Source organism: Nonomuraea sp. NPDC050691 (genome assembly GCF_040654455.1).
GTDB lineage: Bacteria > Actinomycetota > Actinomycetes > Streptosporangiales > Streptosporangiaceae > Nonomuraea.
The window spans coordinates 1-18,880 of the sequence record NZ_JBFAIA010000156.1; the positions used below are offsets into that span (position 1 = coordinate 1).

General features: G+C 71.3%; 19 protein-coding genes. 8 read left to right on the forward strand and 11 right to left on the reverse strand.

Features of this window, described 5'->3' with window-relative positions; all coding sequences use genetic code 11:
* Positions 1-113 precede the first annotated feature (113 nt).
* Together AB0H81_RS35180 and AB0H81_RS35185 are read right to left on the reverse strand one after the other, a co-directional pair.
* Entirely contained in the window at positions 114-1,037 is a 924-nt protein-coding gene (locus tag AB0H81_RS35180; RefSeq protein ID WP_358383605.1) for an NADP-dependent oxidoreductase, read from the reverse strand.
* Positions 1,038-1,042: 5 nt separating this feature from the next.
* A complete protein-coding gene (locus AB0H81_RS35185) occupies positions 1,043-1,381 on the reverse strand; it encodes a hypothetical protein (protein WP_358383608.1) in 339 nt (112 codons plus the stop codon).
* A gap of 85 nt (positions 1,382-1,466) precedes the next feature.
* Between AB0H81_RS35185 and AB0H81_RS35190 the strand changes: the two genes are divergently transcribed.
* Both AB0H81_RS35190 and AB0H81_RS35195 read left to right on the forward strand, forming a co-directional pair.
* A complete protein-coding gene (locus AB0H81_RS35190; RefSeq protein WP_358383611.1) occupies positions 1,467-1,850 on the forward strand; it encodes a helix-turn-helix domain-containing protein in 384 nt (127 codons plus the stop codon).
* A 68-nt stretch (positions 1,851-1,918) separates the two neighbouring features.
* Positions 1,919-2,284, forward strand: a complete 366-nt coding sequence (locus AB0H81_RS35195) for a DUF305 domain-containing protein (protein ID WP_358383658.1) — start codon at positions 1,919-1,921, stop codon at positions 2,282-2,284.
* Between the two features lie 48 nt (positions 2,285-2,332).
* Here the strand turns inward: AB0H81_RS35195 and AB0H81_RS35200 are convergent, their stop codons facing one another.
* The 3 genes from AB0H81_RS35200 to AB0H81_RS35210 form a co-directional block, all read right to left on the reverse strand.
* On the reverse strand, positions 2,333-4,111 hold the full coding sequence (locus tag AB0H81_RS35200; RefSeq protein ID WP_358383614.1) for a PA14 domain-containing protein: 1,779 nt from the start codon (positions 4,109-4,111) through the stop codon (positions 2,333-2,335).
* Positions 4,112-4,184: 73 nt separating this feature from the next.
* A complete protein-coding gene (gene glpK, locus AB0H81_RS35205; RefSeq protein WP_358383617.1) occupies positions 4,185-5,693 on the reverse strand; it encodes a glycerol kinase GlpK in 1,509 nt (502 codons plus the stop codon).
* A gap of 31 nt (positions 5,694-5,724) precedes the next feature.
* Complete coding sequence (locus AB0H81_RS35210; protein WP_358383620.1) at positions 5,725-6,492, reverse strand: IclR family transcriptional regulator; 768 nt, start codon at positions 6,490-6,492, stop codon at positions 5,725-5,727.
* A 303-nt stretch (positions 6,493-6,795) separates the two neighbouring features.
* On the opposite strand from AB0H81_RS35210, the gene AB0H81_RS35215 reads away from it, so the two are divergent.
* The 5 genes from AB0H81_RS35215 (at position 6,796) to AB0H81_RS35235 (ending at position 12,352) form a co-directional block, all read left to right on the forward strand.
* Positions 6,796-7,623 carry an MIP/aquaporin family protein gene (locus AB0H81_RS35215; RefSeq protein ID WP_358383623.1) on the forward strand — a complete coding sequence of 276 codons (828 nt, stop codon included), beginning with the start codon at positions 6,796-6,798 and terminating at the stop codon, positions 7,621-7,623.
* 34 nt (positions 7,624-7,657) lie between these two features.
* Positions 7,658-9,175 carry a glycerol kinase GlpK gene (gene glpK, locus AB0H81_RS35220; protein ID WP_358383626.1) on the forward strand — a complete coding sequence of 506 codons (1,518 nt, stop codon included), beginning with the start codon at positions 7,658-7,660 and terminating at the stop codon, positions 9,173-9,175.
* A 94-nt stretch (positions 9,176-9,269) separates the two neighbouring features.
* Entirely contained in the window at positions 9,270-10,991 is a 1,722-nt protein-coding gene (locus AB0H81_RS35225; RefSeq protein WP_358383629.1) for a glycerol-3-phosphate dehydrogenase/oxidase, read from the forward strand.
* A gap of 193 nt (positions 10,992-11,184) precedes the next feature.
* On the forward strand, positions 11,185-11,535 hold the full coding sequence (locus tag AB0H81_RS35230; RefSeq protein ID WP_358383632.1) for an STAS domain-containing protein: 351 nt from the start codon (positions 11,185-11,187) through the stop codon (positions 11,533-11,535).
* A gap of 52 nt (positions 11,536-11,587) precedes the next feature.
* Entirely contained in the window at positions 11,588-12,352 is a 765-nt protein-coding gene (locus AB0H81_RS35235; RefSeq protein ID WP_358383635.1) for a PIG-L family deacetylase, read from the forward strand.
* 87 nt (positions 12,353-12,439) lie between these two features.
* Here AB0H81_RS35235 and AB0H81_RS35240 read toward each other — a convergent pair whose 3' ends face one another.
* On the reverse strand, positions 12,440-13,849 hold the full coding sequence (locus AB0H81_RS35240) for a cellulase family glycosylhydrolase (protein WP_358383638.1): 1,410 nt from the start codon (positions 13,847-13,849) through the stop codon (positions 12,440-12,442).
* Positions 13,850-14,149: 300 nt separating this feature from the next.
* On the opposite strand from AB0H81_RS35240, the gene AB0H81_RS35245 reads away from it, so the two are divergent.
* A complete protein-coding gene (locus tag AB0H81_RS35245; RefSeq protein WP_358383641.1) occupies positions 14,150-14,878 on the forward strand; it encodes a sulfotransferase family protein in 729 nt (242 codons plus the stop codon).
* On the opposite strand, the gene AB0H81_RS35250 is transcribed toward AB0H81_RS35245, so the two are convergent.
* From AB0H81_RS35250 to AB0H81_RS35270, 5 genes are all read right to left on the reverse strand, one after another.
* The gene (locus tag AB0H81_RS35250; protein ID WP_358383644.1) at positions 14,856-15,830 is read right to left on the reverse strand and encodes a TerC family protein; all 975 of its coding nucleotides are present in this window, start codon (positions 15,828-15,830) and stop codon (positions 14,856-14,858) included. The two genes, AB0H81_RS35245 and AB0H81_RS35250, sit on opposite strands and share 23 nt — an antisense overlap.
* Before the next feature lie 218 nt (positions 15,831-16,048).
* A complete protein-coding gene (locus AB0H81_RS35255) occupies positions 16,049-16,492 on the reverse strand; it encodes a response regulator transcription factor (RefSeq protein WP_358383646.1) in 444 nt (147 codons plus the stop codon).
* Complete coding sequence (locus AB0H81_RS35260; RefSeq protein ID WP_358383649.1) at positions 16,489-17,946, reverse strand: PAS domain S-box protein; 1,458 nt, start codon at positions 17,944-17,946, stop codon at positions 16,489-16,491. Before AB0H81_RS35260 ends, AB0H81_RS35255 begins: the two co-directional genes overlap by 4 nt.
* A 24-nt stretch (positions 17,947-17,970) precedes the next feature.
* Entirely contained in the window at positions 17,971-18,375 is a 405-nt protein-coding gene (locus AB0H81_RS35265) for an ATP-binding protein (protein WP_358383652.1), read from the reverse strand.
* A gap of 118 nt (positions 18,376-18,493) precedes the next feature.
* On the reverse strand, positions 18,494-18,880 hold a 387-nt coding region (locus tag AB0H81_RS35270; RefSeq protein WP_358383655.1), incomplete at its 5' end, for a response regulator transcription factor.

Sequence of the window (18,880 nt, forward strand, 5' to 3'; positions counted from 1 at the left end):
CGGCATCGCCACCGCGAGTTCCTCGCGCGCCTCCCTGACGACCTCCGAGAGGATCTCGTCCAGCGTGCGCCCGCTCAGAGCCCGTGGTTCAGGCCCGTGGTTCAGGCCCGGCCTCAGATCGTGACGGCGAGCTTGCCGACGGTTCCGGCGGCGAAGTCGGCGATCGCGCGCGGCGCCTCGGCCAGCGGGTACGAGCGGGCCACCGGCACCCGGAGGCGTCCTTCGGCCGCGTCGGCAGCCAGCCGGGCCAGAGTGTCAGGGGTCGGGTCGGACATCACCGTCGTGGCCTTGATGTCCCGGCCGGGCTCGTCGGGCTGGTAGTGGATCGTGGAGGCCAGCCGTCCGCCGTCGGCCAGCAGTGCGGCGACTGCCGGCCCGTCGCCCGCCAGGTGCAGCGCGGCGTCCACCCCGTCGGGTGCGATCGCGCGTACCTGCGCCGGCAGGTCCGTGTGGTCCACGGCCCAGGTGGCGCCGAGGCCGGTGACGAAGGCGGCCTCCGCCCCGGGCCGGGCGGTGGCGATCACCTTGGCGCCGCGCGCGGCGGCCAGCTGGATGGCGAACGCGCCCACGCCGCCGGTCGCTCCCGAGATCAGGACGGTCTCCCCCGGCGCCGGGGCGACGACGTCGACGGCGTTGAGCGCGGCGGTCCCGGCCAGCCCCAGCGCGCCCGCGCGGGTGTGGCCGAGCCCGTCGGGGATCCTGGCCAGGCCGTACTGCGCGCTCACCACGACGTACTCGGCGAAGCCGCCCTGGCCCAGGGTCGGGCGCATGACCACGCCGAACACGTCGTCACCCGGCGTCAGGCCGGTCACGTCCGGGCCGACGGCCGCCACGGTGCCGGCGAAGTCCTTGCCGAGCACGACCGGGAACTCGTACTCGTACACGCCCTTGAGGTAGCCGCCCAGCACGCCCAGGTCGAAGCCGTTGACCGAGGAGGCCAGCACCCGGACCAGCACCTCGCCCAGGCCCGGCTCCGGCACGGGCAGGTCGGTGGCCGCCGGTTCGGCGCCGAAGTCGGGGAAAGCCATGGCACGCATGATGATCACTCCATGTCCGGGGAAGATGGGGAGGACGCGGTGGCCTGCCGCCAGGAGGCGTGCAGCACGGTGCGGGCGACGGCCAGTTCGGCCTCGTCGCGGGGGGCGTAGAGCATCACGATCGTGTCGGGCCACTCGGGGCGCCGGCTGATCGGGTGCGGTTCGATCCATCCGGCCCGTTCCAGCGGCTCGACGAGCGGCATGGGCGCCTGCGCCTCCGCCACCAGGGCGGCCCTGATGTGCGGCGGGGAGAACTGGTCGAGCTGGACGTGCGGGATCTCCAGACCCGTGATCCGCGGGCGAGGGCCGGACCGGGGCGGGGGAACGGTCAGATCTATGCTCATCGCAACAGCACTTTCTGTGCGCTGGTTACTTCTTGTGCGCGTGTCGAGTCTGGTCCACAATGCCGCCATGACGGAAGAAGGCACTTTGACCCGCGCAAGGCACACCGATGTGCGCGAGACGATCGGCGAGGAGCACCCCACCTGCCGGCTGCGCGACATCCTCGACCGCGTCGGCGACAAGTGGAGCGTGCTGGTCATGAACCTGCTCGGCGGCGGGCCCAAGCGCTACTCCGAACTCCAGCGCTCCATCGCGGGCATCTCCCAGCGCATGCTCACTCTCACCCTGCGCAGCCTGGAGCGCGACGGCCTGGTGGAGCGCACCGTCACCCCCACCTCGCCGCCGCGGGTGGACTACGCCCTGACCCCGGTCGGGCGGACGCTCTCGTCCCAGGTCGCCGGGCTCATCTCCTGGGCCGAGCAGCACCGCGAGTACGTGGCCGCCTCCCGTATGCGCTACGACGCTTCGTGACCGGCTGAGCCGGCATCTCCTCCGCGACGAGTACGTACCGCCAGGCACGTTTGCGAACCCAAGTTTGAATTCGGCCTCCTCAAGATCTACGATCTCTGGCCGCCAGGATCAAGGCGGCCCAGGCCCCGGAGATCACGGCCATGCGGGGCTGGCTCAAGGACTGGGGCGAGCCCACCGGCATGGGACACATGGACCACGGCATGCCCGGCATGATGTCCGCCGAGGACATGGGAAGGCTCAAGCAGGCCAAGGGCGCCGCGTTCGACGAGCGGTTCGTCCGCATGATGATCGCCCATTACGAGGGCGCGATCCAGATGGCCGGGACCGAGCCGGCCCAGGGCCGTGACGCCGGCGCCAGGAAGCCGGCCCGGACCATCGAGTCGTCACAGCGGGCCGAGATCGAGCAGATGAAGAGGATCCTCGACCGGCTGTGACCCGCCCCGCCGGGCGCCCCGCGGAGCGCCCGGCGAGGCTCCGGAGGGTCAGCCGGCGAGGAGCTTGCCCGCCGGGATGATCTGGCGCGGGATGCTCGGGCTCGACCAGCGCAGCTCGGCGATGGCGTCGTAGCCGTTGTCGTAGAACTCCATCGTGATGTCGTGCGGGCCGGCGCTCAGCGCGACCGAGGCGGTGTCGTCCCGCTTGGAGTGGTCGGTCCAGGCGTCGATGACCAGCTTCCCGTCCACCCGGAGCCGCACGCCGTCGTCGCTGGTCGTGATGAACGTGTACGTCTCGGCCTTGTCGGCGACGACCTTGCCGGTCCAGCGGACGCTGAAGGTGTCCGGGCCGATGGCGGGGTCGGGCGAGGAGGCGCCCCAGTCGAAGTTCACCGTGGGATCGACGCGGGTGACGCTCGCGCCCGTGAGGTCGGCGTTGTCGAAGTAGGTCGCCTTCAGGCCCTGCTCGCCGATGACCAGCGTGGTGGCCGACCCGGCCGGCAGCGTCACCGTGGCCTTGCCGCCGGAGATGGTCGCGGTGCCGGTGCGGTGCGGGGTCCAGGCGTCGGAGGTGCTCTGCCAGACGGCGGCGGTGCCGCTCGCCAGCCCGTTGAGGGTGAGCGTGGTGTCCAGCGGCTCGGCGCCCACGTTGACGAGGACGACGTTCTTGGCGTGGTCGGAGGCGAAGACGTGCAGCTTGGCGGTGTTCGCGCCGGCCTGGACGACGGTCGTGCCGAACGGCCTGAACAGGCCCTCGCCGGTGTACATGCCGAGGCCGTGGTAGATGGGCAGCGGCTCGCTGCGCGCGATGCCGCCCTCGCCGTTGGTGCTGGTCAGGCCGAGCCGGCCGTTCTTGTCGCCGTACTGGTAGGCGCTCGCGCCGGCGTGCAGGATCTGGCCGAGGGCCGCCGCGCCCCACAGGGTGTTGAAGTGGGCGAGCGTCCGGTGGCCGTCCGGGTCGTCGAAGTCGGAGTTGAACTCGCCGATCTGGATCGGCAGGTCGCGGCCGAGCACGGAGCGGACCGTGGCGCGCACGCCCGCGATGTCGGTCTCGTACGCGCGGATCACGTCGCCGAGCAGCGTCTCGTCGGTGATCTGCTCGGAGCCGTTGCCGTAGTCGTGGTAGTCGACGAAGCTCACCCGGTCGCCCGAGCCCTGCAGGAACGTGCGGATGTAGTCGTTGTCGTTCCAGGCGGTGGCTGGGCCGCCGATCACGAGGGCCGGGTTCTCGGCGCGCAGGGCGTCGGCGATGAGGTTGAAGCGCCTGCTGTACTCCGTGGCCGTCATCTCGGGCTTGTTCGGGGTGCAGGCGCAGTTGAGCTCGTTGCCCACGATGAAGCGCTGGATCGGCTTCCCGGTGGCGGCGAAGTGCCGGTAGAGGGCGACCGCGTCGTCGCGGTTCACCTCCGCGCTCTGCCGGCCGTCCACCTGGAGGATGACGACCGGCTCGGCGCCGAGGTCGCGGATGGCGTTGATCCAGGCGTCGCCCGACACCTGGGCGTCGCACTCGTAGCCACCGCAGATGATGGGGCTGCTGTGGTCGCCCGGCGTCTTGTAGTGCAGCTCGATGCGCATCCGGCCGGCGGCGAGCCGTCGGAGGTGGTCGCGGTGCTTGGGGTCGTTGGTGATGTACGAGCCCTCGCCGTACCCGGTGATGCCGATGCCGATGTCGGCGGGGGAGATCGTGCGGATCGGCTTGGTGAAGTCCACCGAGACGGTGGCGGCCGCGGCCGCCTCCGCCGATGCGCCCGCCGGCCAGACCAGCGCGGCGGCCGCGAGGCCGCCCGCGAGGAAGGCGCGTAACGTGCGTCGTGCAGTTGCCCTCATCTTGCTCCTGTCAGAGTTCTCAAGATCGGGCAGATCATGACACGAATGGATGTCCGGTGGGTTACGCGGGATGTCAGCGGCGGGGTTGCAGCCAGCCGAACGTCCGCTCCACGGCCCGCCGCCAGTTGTCGTACTCCGACTCCCGGCGGCCCGGGTCCATGGCCGGCACCCACTGGGCGGCGCGGTGCCAGTTGCGGCGCAGCCCCTCCAGGTCGGGCCAGTAGCCGACGGCCAGCCCGGCGGCGTACGCGGCGCCGAGCGACACGGTCTCGGCGACCATGGGCCGCACGACCGGGACGTCCAGCACGTCGGCGATGCACTGCATGAGCAGGTTGTCGGCGGTCATGCCCCCGTCCACCTTGAGGACCCGCAGGTCGAGCCCGGAGTCCGCGTTCATGGCGTCCACGACCTCACGGGTCTGCCAGGCGGTGGCCTCCAGGACCGCACGGGCCAGATGCCCCTTGGTAATGTACGAGGTCAGCCCCACGATCACCCCGCGGGCCTCGCTGCGCCAGTGCGGGGCGAACAGCCCGGCGAACGCGGGCACGATGTAGCACCCGCCGTTGTCGTCCACCGTCTTGGCCAGCGTCTCGATCTCCGGAGCACTGTTGATCAGGCCGAGGCCGTCGCGGAACCACTGCACGAGCGCGCCGGTGACGGCGATCGGCGCCTCCAGGGCGTACACCGCGGGCTCGGCGCCGACCTGGTAGCCGACGGTCGTGAGCAGGCCGTGGGACGAGCGGACCGGCTCCTTGCCGGTGTTGAGCAGCAGGAAGCCGCCGGTGCCGTAGGTGCACTTGGCCTCGCCGGGCGCGAAGCAGGTCTGGCCGAAAAGCGCCGCCTGCTGGTCGCCCAGCGCGGCGCCGATGCGGACGCCCGGCAGGACGGTGCTGGCCACGCCGTACGTCTCGGTCGAGGGCCGGATCTGCGGCAGCATCGTGCGCGGCACGCCGAAGAAGTCGAGCAGGTCGTCGTCCCACTCCAGCGTGGTCAGGTCCATCAGCAGGGTGCGGCTGGCGTTGGTGACGTCGGTGAGGTGCAGGCCGCCGTCTGGACCGCCGGTGAGGTTCCAGATGAGCCAGGACTCCATGGTGCCGAACAGCACCTCGCCCCGCTCGGCGCGCTCGCGCAGCCCGGGGACGTCGTCGAGCAGCCAGCGGATGCGGGGGGCCGAGAAGTAGGTGGCCAGCGGCAGGCCGCAGCGCTTCTGCACCATCGACGCCCCGGGACGGGCGGCCAGCTCGTCGACCAGGGCGGTCGTCCGCGTGTCCTGCCACACGATGGCCCGCCGCAGGGGCACGCCGGTGCGGCGGTCCCACACGAGGGTGGTCTCCCGCTGGTTCGCGATGCCGATCGCGGCGACCTGCTCCAGGCCGACCCCGGCCTGCTTGAGCGCCTCCGGGGCGATGCGTTCCAGGTTGCGCCAGATCTCGACGGCGTCGTGCTCGACCCACCCGGGCTGCGGGAAGTGCTGGCGGTGCTCCCGCTGCGTCACCGACACCAGGCGTCCTTGCTGGTCGAAGATGATGCACCGCGTCGACGTCGTACCTTGGTCGATGGACATCACATAGCGCGTGGCCATGGCGTTCACCTCGGTATGTGGGAAGTAGGTGTCACCAGCGCGCGGCACCGAGGTCCCGGGAGACCGCGCGCGCCGCGTCGCGCACGAACGTCACCAGGGCGGTGTTGGGCTGGCCTTTGGCGTCGCAGATCCGCTCGACGGCCCCGGAGATGCCGATGGCGCCGACCACCAGGCCGCCGTGGCCCCGGATGGGGGCGGCGATGCCCGCCTCGCCCACGGTCATCTCCTCGACCTGGGCGGCCCACCCCACCTCCCGGATGCCCGCGAGGCTGCGGGTCAGGTCCTTGGGAGCGACGATCGTCCTGCGGGTGTAGGCCTCGAGCGGGCCGTTGCCGAGCGTGGCGCCGGCGCCCGAGTCGAAGGCGAGCAGCACCTTGCCCAGGGCGGTCGCGTGCATCGGCATCAGCGAGCCGACGTCGAGGGTCTGCAGGGTGTCGTCGGGGCGGAAGACGTGGTGCACCACGAGGACCTGGCCGTCGAGAACGGTGCCGATCTTGACGGACTCGCAGCTGCGCGCCGCGAGCGCGTCGGCCCAGTTGATGGCGCGTGAGCGGAGCTCGTTGACGTCCAGGTAGCTCGTGCCGAGGTGCAGCAGGGCGGCGCCGAGCTGGTACTTGCCGGTCGCGCTGTCCTGCTCCACGAAGCCGACCAGTTGCAGGGTGCGCAGCAGGCCGTGCGCCGTGCCGCGGGGCAGGCCGAGCGATGTGGCGATCTCGCCCACGCCGAGCTTGCCCGAGCTGCGCGCGAGGAGGCGCAGGATGGCCGCTCCCCGCTGGATGGACTGGACTGGACCTGGCACGGCATCGAGCCTAGCCCGGCGGCGCTCGTTCGACAATGTCGGCACCAGCAAAAGAAAGATCTACGCATACCGCCTCATATCGCCCAGAGTGTGCGCCGAGTCATAGCCTCAGACCATAATCCCGGATGTCATAGCTGACTAGTGTTCGACATTGTCGGCACCCCGTCGTTGACCCTGTGGTTTTCCTCACTTAGCTTCCAAGCAGCCGTGAAGCGCTGGGAGCTTCACCGGACGTCCTGCCTGCGACGACACCTGTTCCCGCCCGAGGACCGGAGCGTGGTGAGGCACTGTGAGGAGGAAGACATGGCGGAGCGCCTGAAAGCCCGTGGAATGCTCGGCGAGTTGGCCGCCGAGTTCGCGGGCACGATGATCCTGATCCTGTTCGGGGTCGGCGTGGTGGCCCAGGTGGTCGCCGGCGGTATCGGTGACCACGACAGCATCGCGTGGGCCTGGGGCCTCGGCGTGACGCTCGGCGTCTACGTCGCGGCGCGGGTCAGCGGCGCCCATCTCAACCCGGCCGTCACCATCGCCCTGGCCGCGTTCCAGGGCTTCTCCTGGCGCAAGGTCGCACCGTACGCGCTGGCGCAGACCGCGGGGGCGTTCGTGGCGGCGCTGATCGTCCGCTTCAACTACGCCGAGGTGCTCGCCAAGATCGACCCCGGCCACACCATCAAGACCCAGGGCGTCTTCTCCACGCTGCCCGGCAACGGCACCCTTCCGGTGGACACCTGGGGCGCCTTCCGCGACCAGGTGATCGGCACCGCGATCCTGCTGTTCCTGATCCTCGCCATCTCCGACGTGCGCAACAACGCGCCCCTCGCCAACCTCGCCCCGGTCGTCGTCGGCCTGCTCGTCGTGGCCATCGGCATGGCCTGGGGCACCAACGCCGGTTACGCCATCAACCCGGCCCGCGACTTCGGGCCCCGCCTGGCGTCGTTCCTCACCGGCTATCACACGGCCTGGCAGGACCAGTACGGCCAGGCGTACTTCTGGGTGCCGATCGTGGCGCCCGTCATCGGCGGCCTGGTCGGCGCCGGCCTCTACCAGGCCCTGGTGGGGCGGTTCCTGCCGACCGAAGATGAGCCTGAGCCCGGCCGCGTGCCGGCCAAAGAGTCCTACGAGACCGTCTGACCACCCCACCCCCCTTCTGAGGAGGCACGATTCCATGCCGGACTTCGTCGGCGCCGTCGACCAGGGAACGACGAGCACCCGCTTCATGATCTTCGATCACGGCGGCAACGAGATCGCCCGCCACCAGCTCGAGCACGAGCAGATCCTGCCGCGCGCCGGGTGGGTGGAGCACAACCCCACCGAGATCTGGGAGCGCACCCGGGCGGTGATCGAGACCACGCTGACCAAGGCCGATCTCGTGGCCTCCGACCTGGCGGCGCTCGGCATCACCAACCAGCGCGAGACCGCCGTCGTGTGGAACCGCACCACCGGCCGGCCGTACTACAACGCCGTCGTCTGGCAGGACACGCGCACGGACCGGATCGCCTCGGCGCTGGAGCGCGACGGCAGGGGCGACGTCATCCGCGCCAAGGCCGGCCTGCCGCCCGCCACGTACTTCTCCGCCGGCAAGATCCAGTGGATCCTGGAGAACGTCGACGGGGTGCGCGAGGCGGCCGAGGCCGGCGAGGCGATCTTCGGCACCACCGACACCTGGCTGCTGTGGAACCTCACCGGCGGCTCCGACGGCGGCCTGCACGTCACCGACGTCACCAACGCCAGCCGCACCATGCTCATGGACCTGGAGAAGCTGGACTGGGACGACGAGCTGCTGTCGTTCTTCGGCATCCCGCGGCGGATGCTGCCGGCCATCGTCCCCTCCTCGCACGCCGAGGCGTACGGGCGCACCCGCGAGAACGGCCCGCTGGGCGGGCAGGTCACGCTCGGCGGCGTCCTCGGCGACCAGCAGGCCGCCACCGTCGGCCAGGTGTGCTTCGAGGTCGGCGAGGCCAAGAACACCTACGGCACGGGCAACTTCCTGCTGCTCAACACCGGCACCACCCCCGTCCGCTCGAAGAACGGGCTGCTCACCACGGTGTGCTACCAGTTCGGCGCGGAGGCCCCGGTGTACGCGCTGGAGGGCTCCATCGCGGTGACCGGCTCGGCCGTGCAGTGGCTGCGCGACCAGCTCGGCATCATCTCGGGGGCCGAGCAGAGCGAGTCGCTGGCCCGGCAGGTCGAGGACAACGGCGGCGTGTTCTTCGTGCCCGCGTTCTCGGGCCTGTTCGCGCCGTACTGGCGCTCCGACGCCCGCGGCGCGATCGTCGGCCTGTCGCGCTACAACAACAACGCGCACATCGCCCGCGCCACTCTGGAGTCCATCTGCTACCAGAGCCGCGACGTGGTCGAGGCGATGCGCCAGGACTCCGGCGTCACCCTCGACGTGCTGCGGGTGGACGGCGGCGTCACCGCCAACGAGCTGTGCATGCAGATCCAGGCCGACGTCCTCGGCGTCCCGGTCTCCAAGCCCGTGGTGGCGGAGACGACCGCGCTGGGCGCCGCCTACGCCGCCGGGCTCGCCGTGGGCTTCTGGAAGTCCACCGACGAGCTCAAGCAGAACTGGCAGGAGGACCGCCGCTGGCAGCCCTCCTGGTCGCAGGACCAGCGCGACGCGGGCTACGCCACCTGGAAGAAGGCCGTCACCCGCACGCTCGACTGGGTCGACGTCGGCTGAGCCGCCCGACCACCCCGGCCGCGGTTCCCCGCCCGCCCATGCGGGGTCCGCGGCCCAGGGCCCGCCTGACTTTCTTGAGATGAGGAGCCTTACTGTGACATCTGTACCGCTGGGACCCGCGTACCGCGCGGAGACGCTGCGCCGGCTGGGCGACGACGAGTTCGACGTGCTGGTCGTGGGCGGCGGGGTCGTGGGCGCCGGCGCGGCGCTCGACGCCGTGTCCCGCGGCCTGTCGGTCGCGATGGTGGAGGCGCAGGACTGGGCCGCAGGCACGTCGAGCCGGTCGAGCAAGCTCGTCCACGGCGGTCTGCGCTACCTCGAACAACTCGACTTCAAGCTGGTCAAGGAGGCCCTCAAGGAACGCGGCCTGTTGCTGACCCGGCTCGCGCCCCACCTGGTGCGCCCGGTGCCGTTCCTGTTCCCGCTCCGGCACCGGCTGTGGGAGCGGTTCTACGTGGGCGCGGGCATCGCCCTGTACGACATGCTCGACGGCAGGCGCGTCCTGCCGCGCCACCGGCACATGAGCCGGCGCGGGGCGCTGGCCGCCGCGCCCTCGCTCAGCCCGGACGCGCTCGTCGGCGCGGTCCAGTACCACGACGCCCAGGTGGACGACGCGCGGTTCGCGATGACGCTGGCGCGCACCGCCGCGCAGTACGGCGCGGCCGTCGCGACCAGGGCACGCGTGACAGGGCTGGTGCGTGACGGTGACCGCGTGACCGGGGCCCGGGTGACGGACCTGGAGGGCGAGCGCGAGATCGTGGTGCGCGCCCGCCAGGTGATCAACGCCACCGGCGTCTGGACCGACGAGACCGCGCGGATGGCGGGCAACAAGGGCGGCCTGCGGGTCAGGGCGTCCAAGGGCGTCCACATCACGGTCCCGCGCGACCGGATCACCCTGCACACCGGCCTGATCCTGCGTACGGAGAAGAGCGTGCTCTTCACCATCCCGTGGGGCCGGCACTGGATCATCGGCACGACCGACACGGACTGGGACCTCGACAAGGGCCGTCCGGTGGCCAGCCGGGCCGACATCGACTACCTGCTCGACCGGGTCAACCAGGTGCTGAGCACGCCCCTCACCCACGACGACATCGACGGCGTCTACACGGGCCTGCGCCCGCTCCTGGCCGGGGACGCCTCGGACACCGCCAAGCTGTCCAGGGAGCACACCGTCGCCCGGCCCGCGCCGGGGCTCGTCGTCATCGCCGGCGGCAAGTACACGACGTACCGGGTCATGGCCAAGGACGCCGTGGACGTGGCCGCGCGCGACCTGGGCACGGCCGTGCCGACCTCCGTCACCGACCGGCTGCCGCTCCTCGGCGCCGAGGGGTACGCGGCCCTGCGGAACGGCCGGGCCCGGCTGGCCGCGCGCGCCGGGGTGGACGTGGCCCGCGTCGAGCGCCTGCTCGGGCGCTACGGCTCGGCCGTCGAGGACCTCCTCGCTCTGATCGAGGAGGACCCGTCCCTCGGCGAGCCGCTGACCGGGGCGGCCGACTACCTCAGGGCGGAGGCGCTGTACGCGGCCACGCACGAGGGGGCGCTCCACCTGGAGGACGTGCTGGTGCGCCGTACCCGCATCTCCATCGAGGAGCGCGACCGCGGCCTGGCCGCCGCGGCCGAGGTGGCCGCGCTCATCGCCCCTGTGCTCGGCTGGGACGAGGAGGACGTGCGGCGCGAGACGGAGCGCTACCGGACCACGGTGCACGCGGAGATGTCCGCGGAGCTGCAGCCCGACGACGTGTCGGCGGTGGCGGCCCGCGCGCAGATCTGCGAGGAGGCGGGCCCTCGCGCCGACGATCGGGCAGTCGGCGTCTGACGGCCTGGGCCGGTGGGCGTCCCGGGGCCTGCGGTAGGGTCCCGGGACGCCCGCCGCGCCCGACATCGGAAGGATCTCCGTGACCGTTTCCGGCAACCCGTGGAGCCGGGCGAAGGTCTGTGGATAAGCTGGACACCATCCCCGCTGGTCAAGGGTGGCGACGGCATCGACGCGGCGACGGAGAGGCAGTGCCATGGCACGCCTGGTGATAGATATGGAGCGGTACGGCGACGTCGACGTGGTTCGCCTGACCGGTGAGCTGGACATGAGCTCCAAGCATCTGCTGACCGACGCGCTGGCCGGGCCGCTGGCCTCCGAACGGCCGCGGATCGTGCTCGACACGGCGGGGCTGCGCTTCTGCGACTCCAGCGGACTGTGGCAGCTCATCGACAGCCAGCGCCGGGCCGAGAGCCGCGGCGGCGGGCTGCGCCTGGTCGGCGTGCGCGGCGTGCTGGCCCGGCTGCTGACCATCACGCAGCTCGTCGACCAGTTCCCGCCCTACAGCTCGCTGGAGGACGCCTGCCACTGGTCGTCCCTGCGCTGAACCCGCCCGCCGTCGCTACGATGGCCGTCCGTCGATCTTCGAGGAGGGCGCCGTGGCCGGGTTCGGGGTGCTGAGTGTCCATGCCCATCCGGACGACGAGGCGATCTGGACGGGCGGCACGCTGGCCAGGTACGCCGACGAGGGCGCCAGGACCGCGGTCGTCACCTGCACCTGGGCGGAGGGCACCGTGCGGGCCGGCGAGCTGGAGCGTTCGCTGGACATCCTGGGCGCGGGCGAGCCGCGGTTGCTGGGCTACGCCGACGCGCGCAAGCCCGAGTCGGCGCCCGGCGCCCCGCGTTTCCTGGACGTGCCGTTCGACGAGGCCGTGGGCCGGGTGGTGCGGCACATCAGGGAGTTCAGGCCCGACGTCGTGCTGACCTACGACGGGTACGGCGCCTACGGGCACCCCGACCACGTCCACGTCCACCGGGTCACCCTGGCGGCGGTGGAGGCGGCCGGGTACGACCAGCTCTACCCGGACCTGGGCGAGCCGTGGTGGCCGCGGGCGCTCTACCTGGCGGCCATCCCGCGCTCGGTGGTGGTGTCGCACTGGCGGGCGGTGTTCGGGGCGGATCCCGAGCCGGGGCAGACGCTGCCGGGCGTGCCCGACGACCGGATCACGACGACGCTCGACGTCGGGCGGTGGGGCGAGCGCAAGTGGGCGGCCATGCATGCGCACCAGTCGGAGCTGGAGCGGGGCGCGTCGATGACCCTGCTGACCGGCCTGCCCGAGCAGGCGCGCGCCCAGCTCCTCGGGACCGAGTGGTACCGCCGCGTCGGCCACACCGGCCCGGCCGAGACCGCGCTCACCGCCTGACCGGCGCCCCGGGCCGCGCTCGGGAGACATGGAGACCGGACCCGCGGCGCGCCTCCCGCACCGCGGGCCCGGTGGTCTGAGGCGGGGTCAGCCGGTCGGGAAGTTGTCCGGGGTGCGGATGCGGTCGCGCATGTACGTGCCCGACTGCGTCAGCACGGCCGTCCCCGCGTACGTGCTGCCGGAGCAGGTGCCGGGCTTGAAGGCGGCGCTGCTCTCGTTGGCTTCGGAGTAGGTCCAGTTGGCGTAGCTGATCTTGTACTGGTCCAGCAGGTTGAGCCACGTCGTGGTGCTGGCGAGGTCCACCGTGCCGCCTCCGGTGTAGGTGACGGTGCCGAACTCCGTGACGAACATCGGGATGCGCGTGGCCGCCCTGGTCAGCGCCGCCCGGTAATTGTCGGTGTGGGAGGCGGCGTAGAAGTGGAACGTGTACATGATGTTGGCGGCGTTCACCGGGTTGTTGATGACCTCGGTCTCGTTGCCGCCCTCCGAGACGCCGAGTGACGACCAGGCGCGGGTGCCGACCAGGACGACGGCGTCCGGGTCGTTGGCGCGGATGACGGGGATGACCTGCTCGGCGTAGCTCTTGATGGTCGCCCAGCTCACCCCGTTGGGCTCGTTGGTGATCTCGTAGATGACGTTCTTCTTGGCCGCGTTGCGGGAGGAGACGGCGGCGAAGAAGGTCTTGGCCCGGTCGAGGTTGTACATCGGGTCACCGGGCGTCAGGGTGTGGAAGTCGATCAGCGCGTACATGCCGCGCGCCTCGGCCATGTCCACGAGGTTGTTGACCTGGGCGGTGAAGGCCGGCGGGTTGGTCTCGTAGCCGTCTTCCTGGACGTACATGGAGATCCGGAGCAGGTCGGCCTTCCAGTCGTTCGCCAGCGCGTCGAGGGAGGCGGTGTTGTAGCACTTGGCGAACCACTGCAGGCCGTGCGTGCTCATGCCGCGTAACTGGATGGGCCGGTTGTACTGGTTGCAGAGGTTGACGCCGCAGACGCGGAGCTGGCCGTTGATCCCCACGGGGGTGCCGTTGGCGGTCGGCGTCACGGTGGGCGTGGGCCCGGGGGTGGTGGAGCCGGTGCAGGTGACGCCGTTGAGGGTGAACGAGGTCGGCGCCGGGTTGGCGGCCGTCCAGCTGCCGTTGAAGCCGATGGTGGCCGAGGCGTTGGTGGCGAGCGCGCCGTTGTAGTTCATGCTGCGCGCGGTCACGGCGGCGCCCGTCTGGCTGTACGTCGCCGACCAGCCCTGGACGACCTTCTGGCCGGAGTCCGGGAAGGTGAAGCCGAGCGTCCAGCCGTTGATCGGGTCGCCGAGGTTCTTGATCGAGATGTTGGCGCTGAAGCCGCCCTCCCAGGTGCTGGCCGTGTAGGTGACGGCGCAGCCGGTGGCCGCCGCGGCGGTGACGGCCGGGCTGACCGCCACTGCGCCGAGGGTGAGCGCGGCGACGGCGCCGATCGCGAGGGCGGCACGTCCGCGGAGCGGGCGTGGAAGCAACGTCACGGTGGTGGCCTTTCGCGTCCGATGAGCCGGCGGGGTGATCGCGCGGGCATGCTGCGGTGGGGGGCGCGCGCGATCCGGGGCAAGGTATCAACGGAGATGCTCTGAGCTGTAGGAACGCGGGTCTTCCGGCCTCGCGGGAGCCGGTGGATTAAGGGGTGTTTGTCCTGCTCTGCGGGGTCGGCGTCAGGTGGCTGGAGGGTGAAACTTTCAGGTCGGCCGAAAATCCACAGGCGTTGAGTTCTTCCCGCCGTCCGCCTAGCGTGGAGATCATCACGTCAACGACGACGGCGAGGAGCGGACATGCTGGAGATCATCGGCGCGGGACTACCGCGCACCGGGACGCTGTCGATGAAGGCCGCGCTGGAGCGGCTGGGGTTCGGCCCCTGCTATCACATGTTCGAGGTGATGACCCATCCCGATCACGTGGACCGATGGCTCGCCGCCACGGCAGGCGAGGTCCACGGCCGCGAGGGGTGGGACAAGGTGTTCGCGGGCGGCTACCGGTCGGCGCAGGACTGGCCGGCCAGCCACTACTGGCGCGAGCTGGCCGAGACCTACCCGGACGCCAAGGTGGTGCTGACCGTGCGCGACCCACGCTCGTGGCACAAGAGCATCGACATGCTCATGTCCGGCCCCGGCGCCACCGCCGCCGGCCTGGACGGCCGATCGCTGGAGGAACTGCCCGAGCAGGCCCGCACGATCCTCACCGGCATGAGGCGGATGCAGCCGGTCCTCGAGGCGATCGGGCGGCCCTACTTCGGCCCGGACTGGGGTCCCGGGCAGGGCGTGCCGAGCGAGGAGCAGGCGGTCGAGGTGTTCGAACGGCACGTGGCCGCCGTCCAAGCGGGCATCCCGGCGGAGCGGCTGCTCGTCTTCGACGTGCGCGAGGGGTGGGGGCCGCTGTGCGCCTTCCTCGGCGTCGAGGCCCCCACCGAGCCGTTCCCCCGCCTGAACGACGCCGACTCGATGCGGCAGATGTTCCAGCGGCTGAGGGCGGGCGAACCGCTCACCTTTCCGCAGCCCCGCTGACCGCCTCCTCCTGCTCCTCCTGACCTTGGTCCCGGCCCTTCTCCTGGCCGCGGGAACGCAGCAAGCTCGCCGTGACGGCCGTGACGAGGATCGCGGCGACCACTCCCAGCGAGAGGGCCGTCGGGATCTTGTACACCTCCAGGAGGAGCATCTTCACGCCCACCCAGACCAGCACCAGCGCCAGGCCCAGCTTGAGGTAGGTGAACCGGTGCATCAGGCCGGCGAGCATGAAGTACATCGCCCGCAGGCCGAGGACGGCGAAGGCGTTGGAGGTGAAGACGAGGAACGGCTCCGAGGTGACCGCGAAGACGGCCGGGATCGAGTCCACCGCGAAGACGATGTCGCTGACCTCGACCAGCACGAGCACCGCCAGCAGCGGCGTGGCCACCCAGCGGCCGCCCTGACGCACCAGGAACCGCTGGCCGTGGTAGTCGTCGGTGACGGGGATCAGGCGGCGGAACAGGCGCAGCGTCCTGCTGCTGCCCGGGTCGACGGCCTCGTCGCGATGACGGGCCATCCGGATCCCGGTCAGCACCAGGAACGCGCCGAAGACGTACAGGATCCACGAGAAGCTCGCGATGAGCACGGAGCCGGCGGCGATGAACACGCCGCGGAACACCAGCGCGCCCAGCACCCCGAAGAACAGCACGCGGTGCTGGTAGCGCGCCGGGACCGCGAAGTAGCTGAAGATGATCGCGAAGACGAAGACGTTGTCGACCGCCAGCGACTTCTCGATCAGATAGCCGGCGTAGTACTGCCCGGCGAGCTCGGCTCCCCACAGCCACCAGATCACGGCGCCGAAGGCCAGGCCGAGCGCGATCCAGAGCGCTGACCAGAACGCGGCCTCGCGCACGCCGACCGCGTGCGCACGCCGATGGGAGAACAGATCGATCGCCAGCATGACCGCGATCACGCCCAGCACGGCAGGCCAGGCCCAGAAGGGGACGTCCAACGAGATACCTCCGGTCCGATGTCGGCCGGAGGTCTCCCCGCCCTCCCGCGGCGCTCGCGCGCGGGACGGCGTCAGGACCGGGCGGGCCTCGGGGCTCGCCGTACTGACGACCCTGACGGTTTCGGGTACTCCCCTCCACACACCAGGGTACAAAAGGGATCTCTCACATCAAAATCCCCCCACGCGAACTCCCGGGCCGCCCGCGACAGCGGCGCGTATCAGCAGCTCGCCGCGACGCGGCGCACCGCGGCCACGATGTCGGTGTTGGGCAGGCCCTTCAGGAGGTACTCGGTGACGCCGGCGCGCCGCATCTCCTCGACGGCCCCCGCGTCGCCGTAGGCCGAGAACGCCATGACGCGGGTGCCGGGGCAGCGGTCGCGGATCACGCGGGCGGCGTGGGCGCCGCCGCCTCCCGGCATGCGGACGTCGAGGATGGCGACGCGCGGCGCGTGGCGCACGGCGAGGACGATGGCCTCCTCGGCGTCACCGGCAACCGCGACGACGCTGAGGTCGGGCTCGGCCTGGAGCACCTCACTGAGCACGTCGCGGATCATCGGCTCGTCGTCGCCGATGAGCACGGTCAGCCGCTCGCCCACGGCGTCCTGGTCGTGCCGCGGACTCACCCGCCCGGGCACGGCACCCTGGTCGTGCCGCGCGCTCATCCGCGGTCACCCTCACCGCCAGAGGCCAGAGCCGGCACCCAGAACTCCACCGTCGTGCCCTCGGCCGGGCGGCCGCGGATGCTCCACCAGCCGCCCGCCATCTCGGCCCGCTCGCGCATCTCGATGAGGCCGAAGTGGTCGGACATCGCGAGGATGTCGACCGGGTCGCCGACGCCGACGCCGTCATCGGCCACCCGCACCAGAACACCGTGACCACTGGAGGACAAGGACACCCTCACCGCCTTCGCTTGCGCATGCTTGCGGACATTGGTCAGCGCCTCCTGGCATATCCGGAATATCGTGATCGCCGTTTCGGAAGGTGGCTCCCGGTCCAGCTCGTGCCACAGCTCGTACGTCAGGCCCGCGCCGGTCACCACCTGGTCCAGGTACGAGGTCAGCCCCTCCACCAGCCCGCCGCGGTCGAGGCCGGGCGGCCGGAGGCGGAAGGTGAGGTCGCGCAGCCGGCGGATCGCCGCGGACACGGTCTCGTTGAGGTGGCGGGCCGCGGTGGCGTCCTGCCCCTCCAGCCGGTCGGCGAGCAGTTGCAGGCGCATCCCGACGGCCACCATGGACTGGATCGTGTCGTCGTGGACGTCCCAGGCGATGCGGCGCCGCTCCATCTCCTGGGCGTGGACGAGGTGGGTCAGCAGCCTGCTCCGCTCGTCGAGGGCGCGTTCGGCGGTGCGCCGCTCGGTCATGTCGCGAGTGACCTTCCCGAACCCGCGCAACCGGCCCGTCTCATCGCGCAACGCCGTGATGATCACGTTCGCCCAGAACCGCGTCCCGTCAGCCCGGACCCGCCAGCCCTCGTCCTCCAGCCGCCCCTCCGCCGCGGCCACCTCCAGCTCACGAGCCGGCTTGCCCGCCGCCACGTCCTCCGGCGAATAGAACACCGAGAAATGCCGCCCGATGATCTCCTCCGCCCGGTAGCCCTTGATCCGCTCCGCACCCGCGTTCCAGCTCGCGATGTGCCCCTGCGGATCCAACATGAAGATCGCGTAATCGACGACGTTCTGCACGATCAGCCGGAAGCGCTCCTCGCTCTCCTTCAGGGCGCGTTCGGCGGTACGCCGCTCGGTCATGTCACGGGTCACCTTCCCGAACCCCCGCAACCGGCCCGTCTCATCACGCAACGCCGTGATGATCACATTCGCCCAGAACCGCGTCCCGTCAGCCCGGACCCGCCAGCCCTCGTCCTCCAGCCGCCCCTCCGCCGCGGCCACCTCCAGCTCACGAGCCGGCTTGCCCGCCGCCACGTCCTCCGGCGAATAGAACACCGAGAAATGCCGCCCGATGATCTCCTCCGCCCGGTAGCCCTTGATCCGCTCCGCACCCGCGTTCCAGCTCGCGATGTGCCCCTGCGGATCCAACATGAAGATCGCGTAATCGACGACGCTCTGCACCAGCAGCTTGTAGTCGGCCGGGGTGATCTCGGCGGGGCTCTCGTCGGACATAGTGCAGCTTCGCACGCCCGGCTGTCAGTTGGCCCAACTCGGGGCCGGAACCGCGGCCAGCTCGCACCAGACCACCTTGCCGCCGTCCAGCGGGAAGGAGCCCCAGCGGCTGGACAGCCGGTCGATGACGTTGAGTCCCCAGCCGCTCTTCGGGCCCGGCTCGCGCGGCTCGGGCAGCCGGGGGCTGGAGTCGCGGACCTCGATGCGCACCCGCTTGGGACCGGCGACCAGGTGGAGCACCGGCGCGCCGGCGCCGTGGACGAGCGCGTTGGTCACCAGCTCGGAGACGGCCAGGAGCGCGTCGTCGTACGGACCCGTGTAGCCGCTCTCGGCCAGCGCCTGCCGGGTCAGGTCACGGGCCAGCGTGATGCTGTCGAGCTCCTTCACCAGGTGGTGCTCGACCGTATACACCGAACCCTCAGTGCCCATCCTCTCAGTTTCGCCTGTGCACGGCTGCGCAACGAGAGTCACCGGCTTCATCCCGTCTAGTGCATGTGCATCAGTCGGCGTGGGCGTCAGTCGGCGTGGGCGTCAGTCGGCGTGGGCGTCAGTCGATCAGCCCCTCGCGGCGGGCGATCGCCACCGCCTCCAGCTTCGAGCCGGCGCCCAGCTTCTCCAGGACGCGCTGGATGTGGTTGCGCGCGGTGTTGTGCGCCACGCCGAGCCGCTCGCTGATCTGCGCCGTGCTCGCCCCCTCCGCCAGCAGGAGCAGCGTCTCCCTCTCACGCGCGGTCAGCTCGGCCCCCGCGGGCTTCGCGCGGCCGGTGAGCCGGTCGAGCACCCCGGCCAGCAGGTCCGGCGCGAACACCACCCCGCCCGCGGCCACCTGCCGGACCGCCGCCTCCAGCTCCTGCAGGGCCCCCGACTTCAGCACCAGGCCCGCCCCGCCGGCCGCCGGCCCCCCGGGGGGCGGGGGCGGTGTAGCCACCACCCT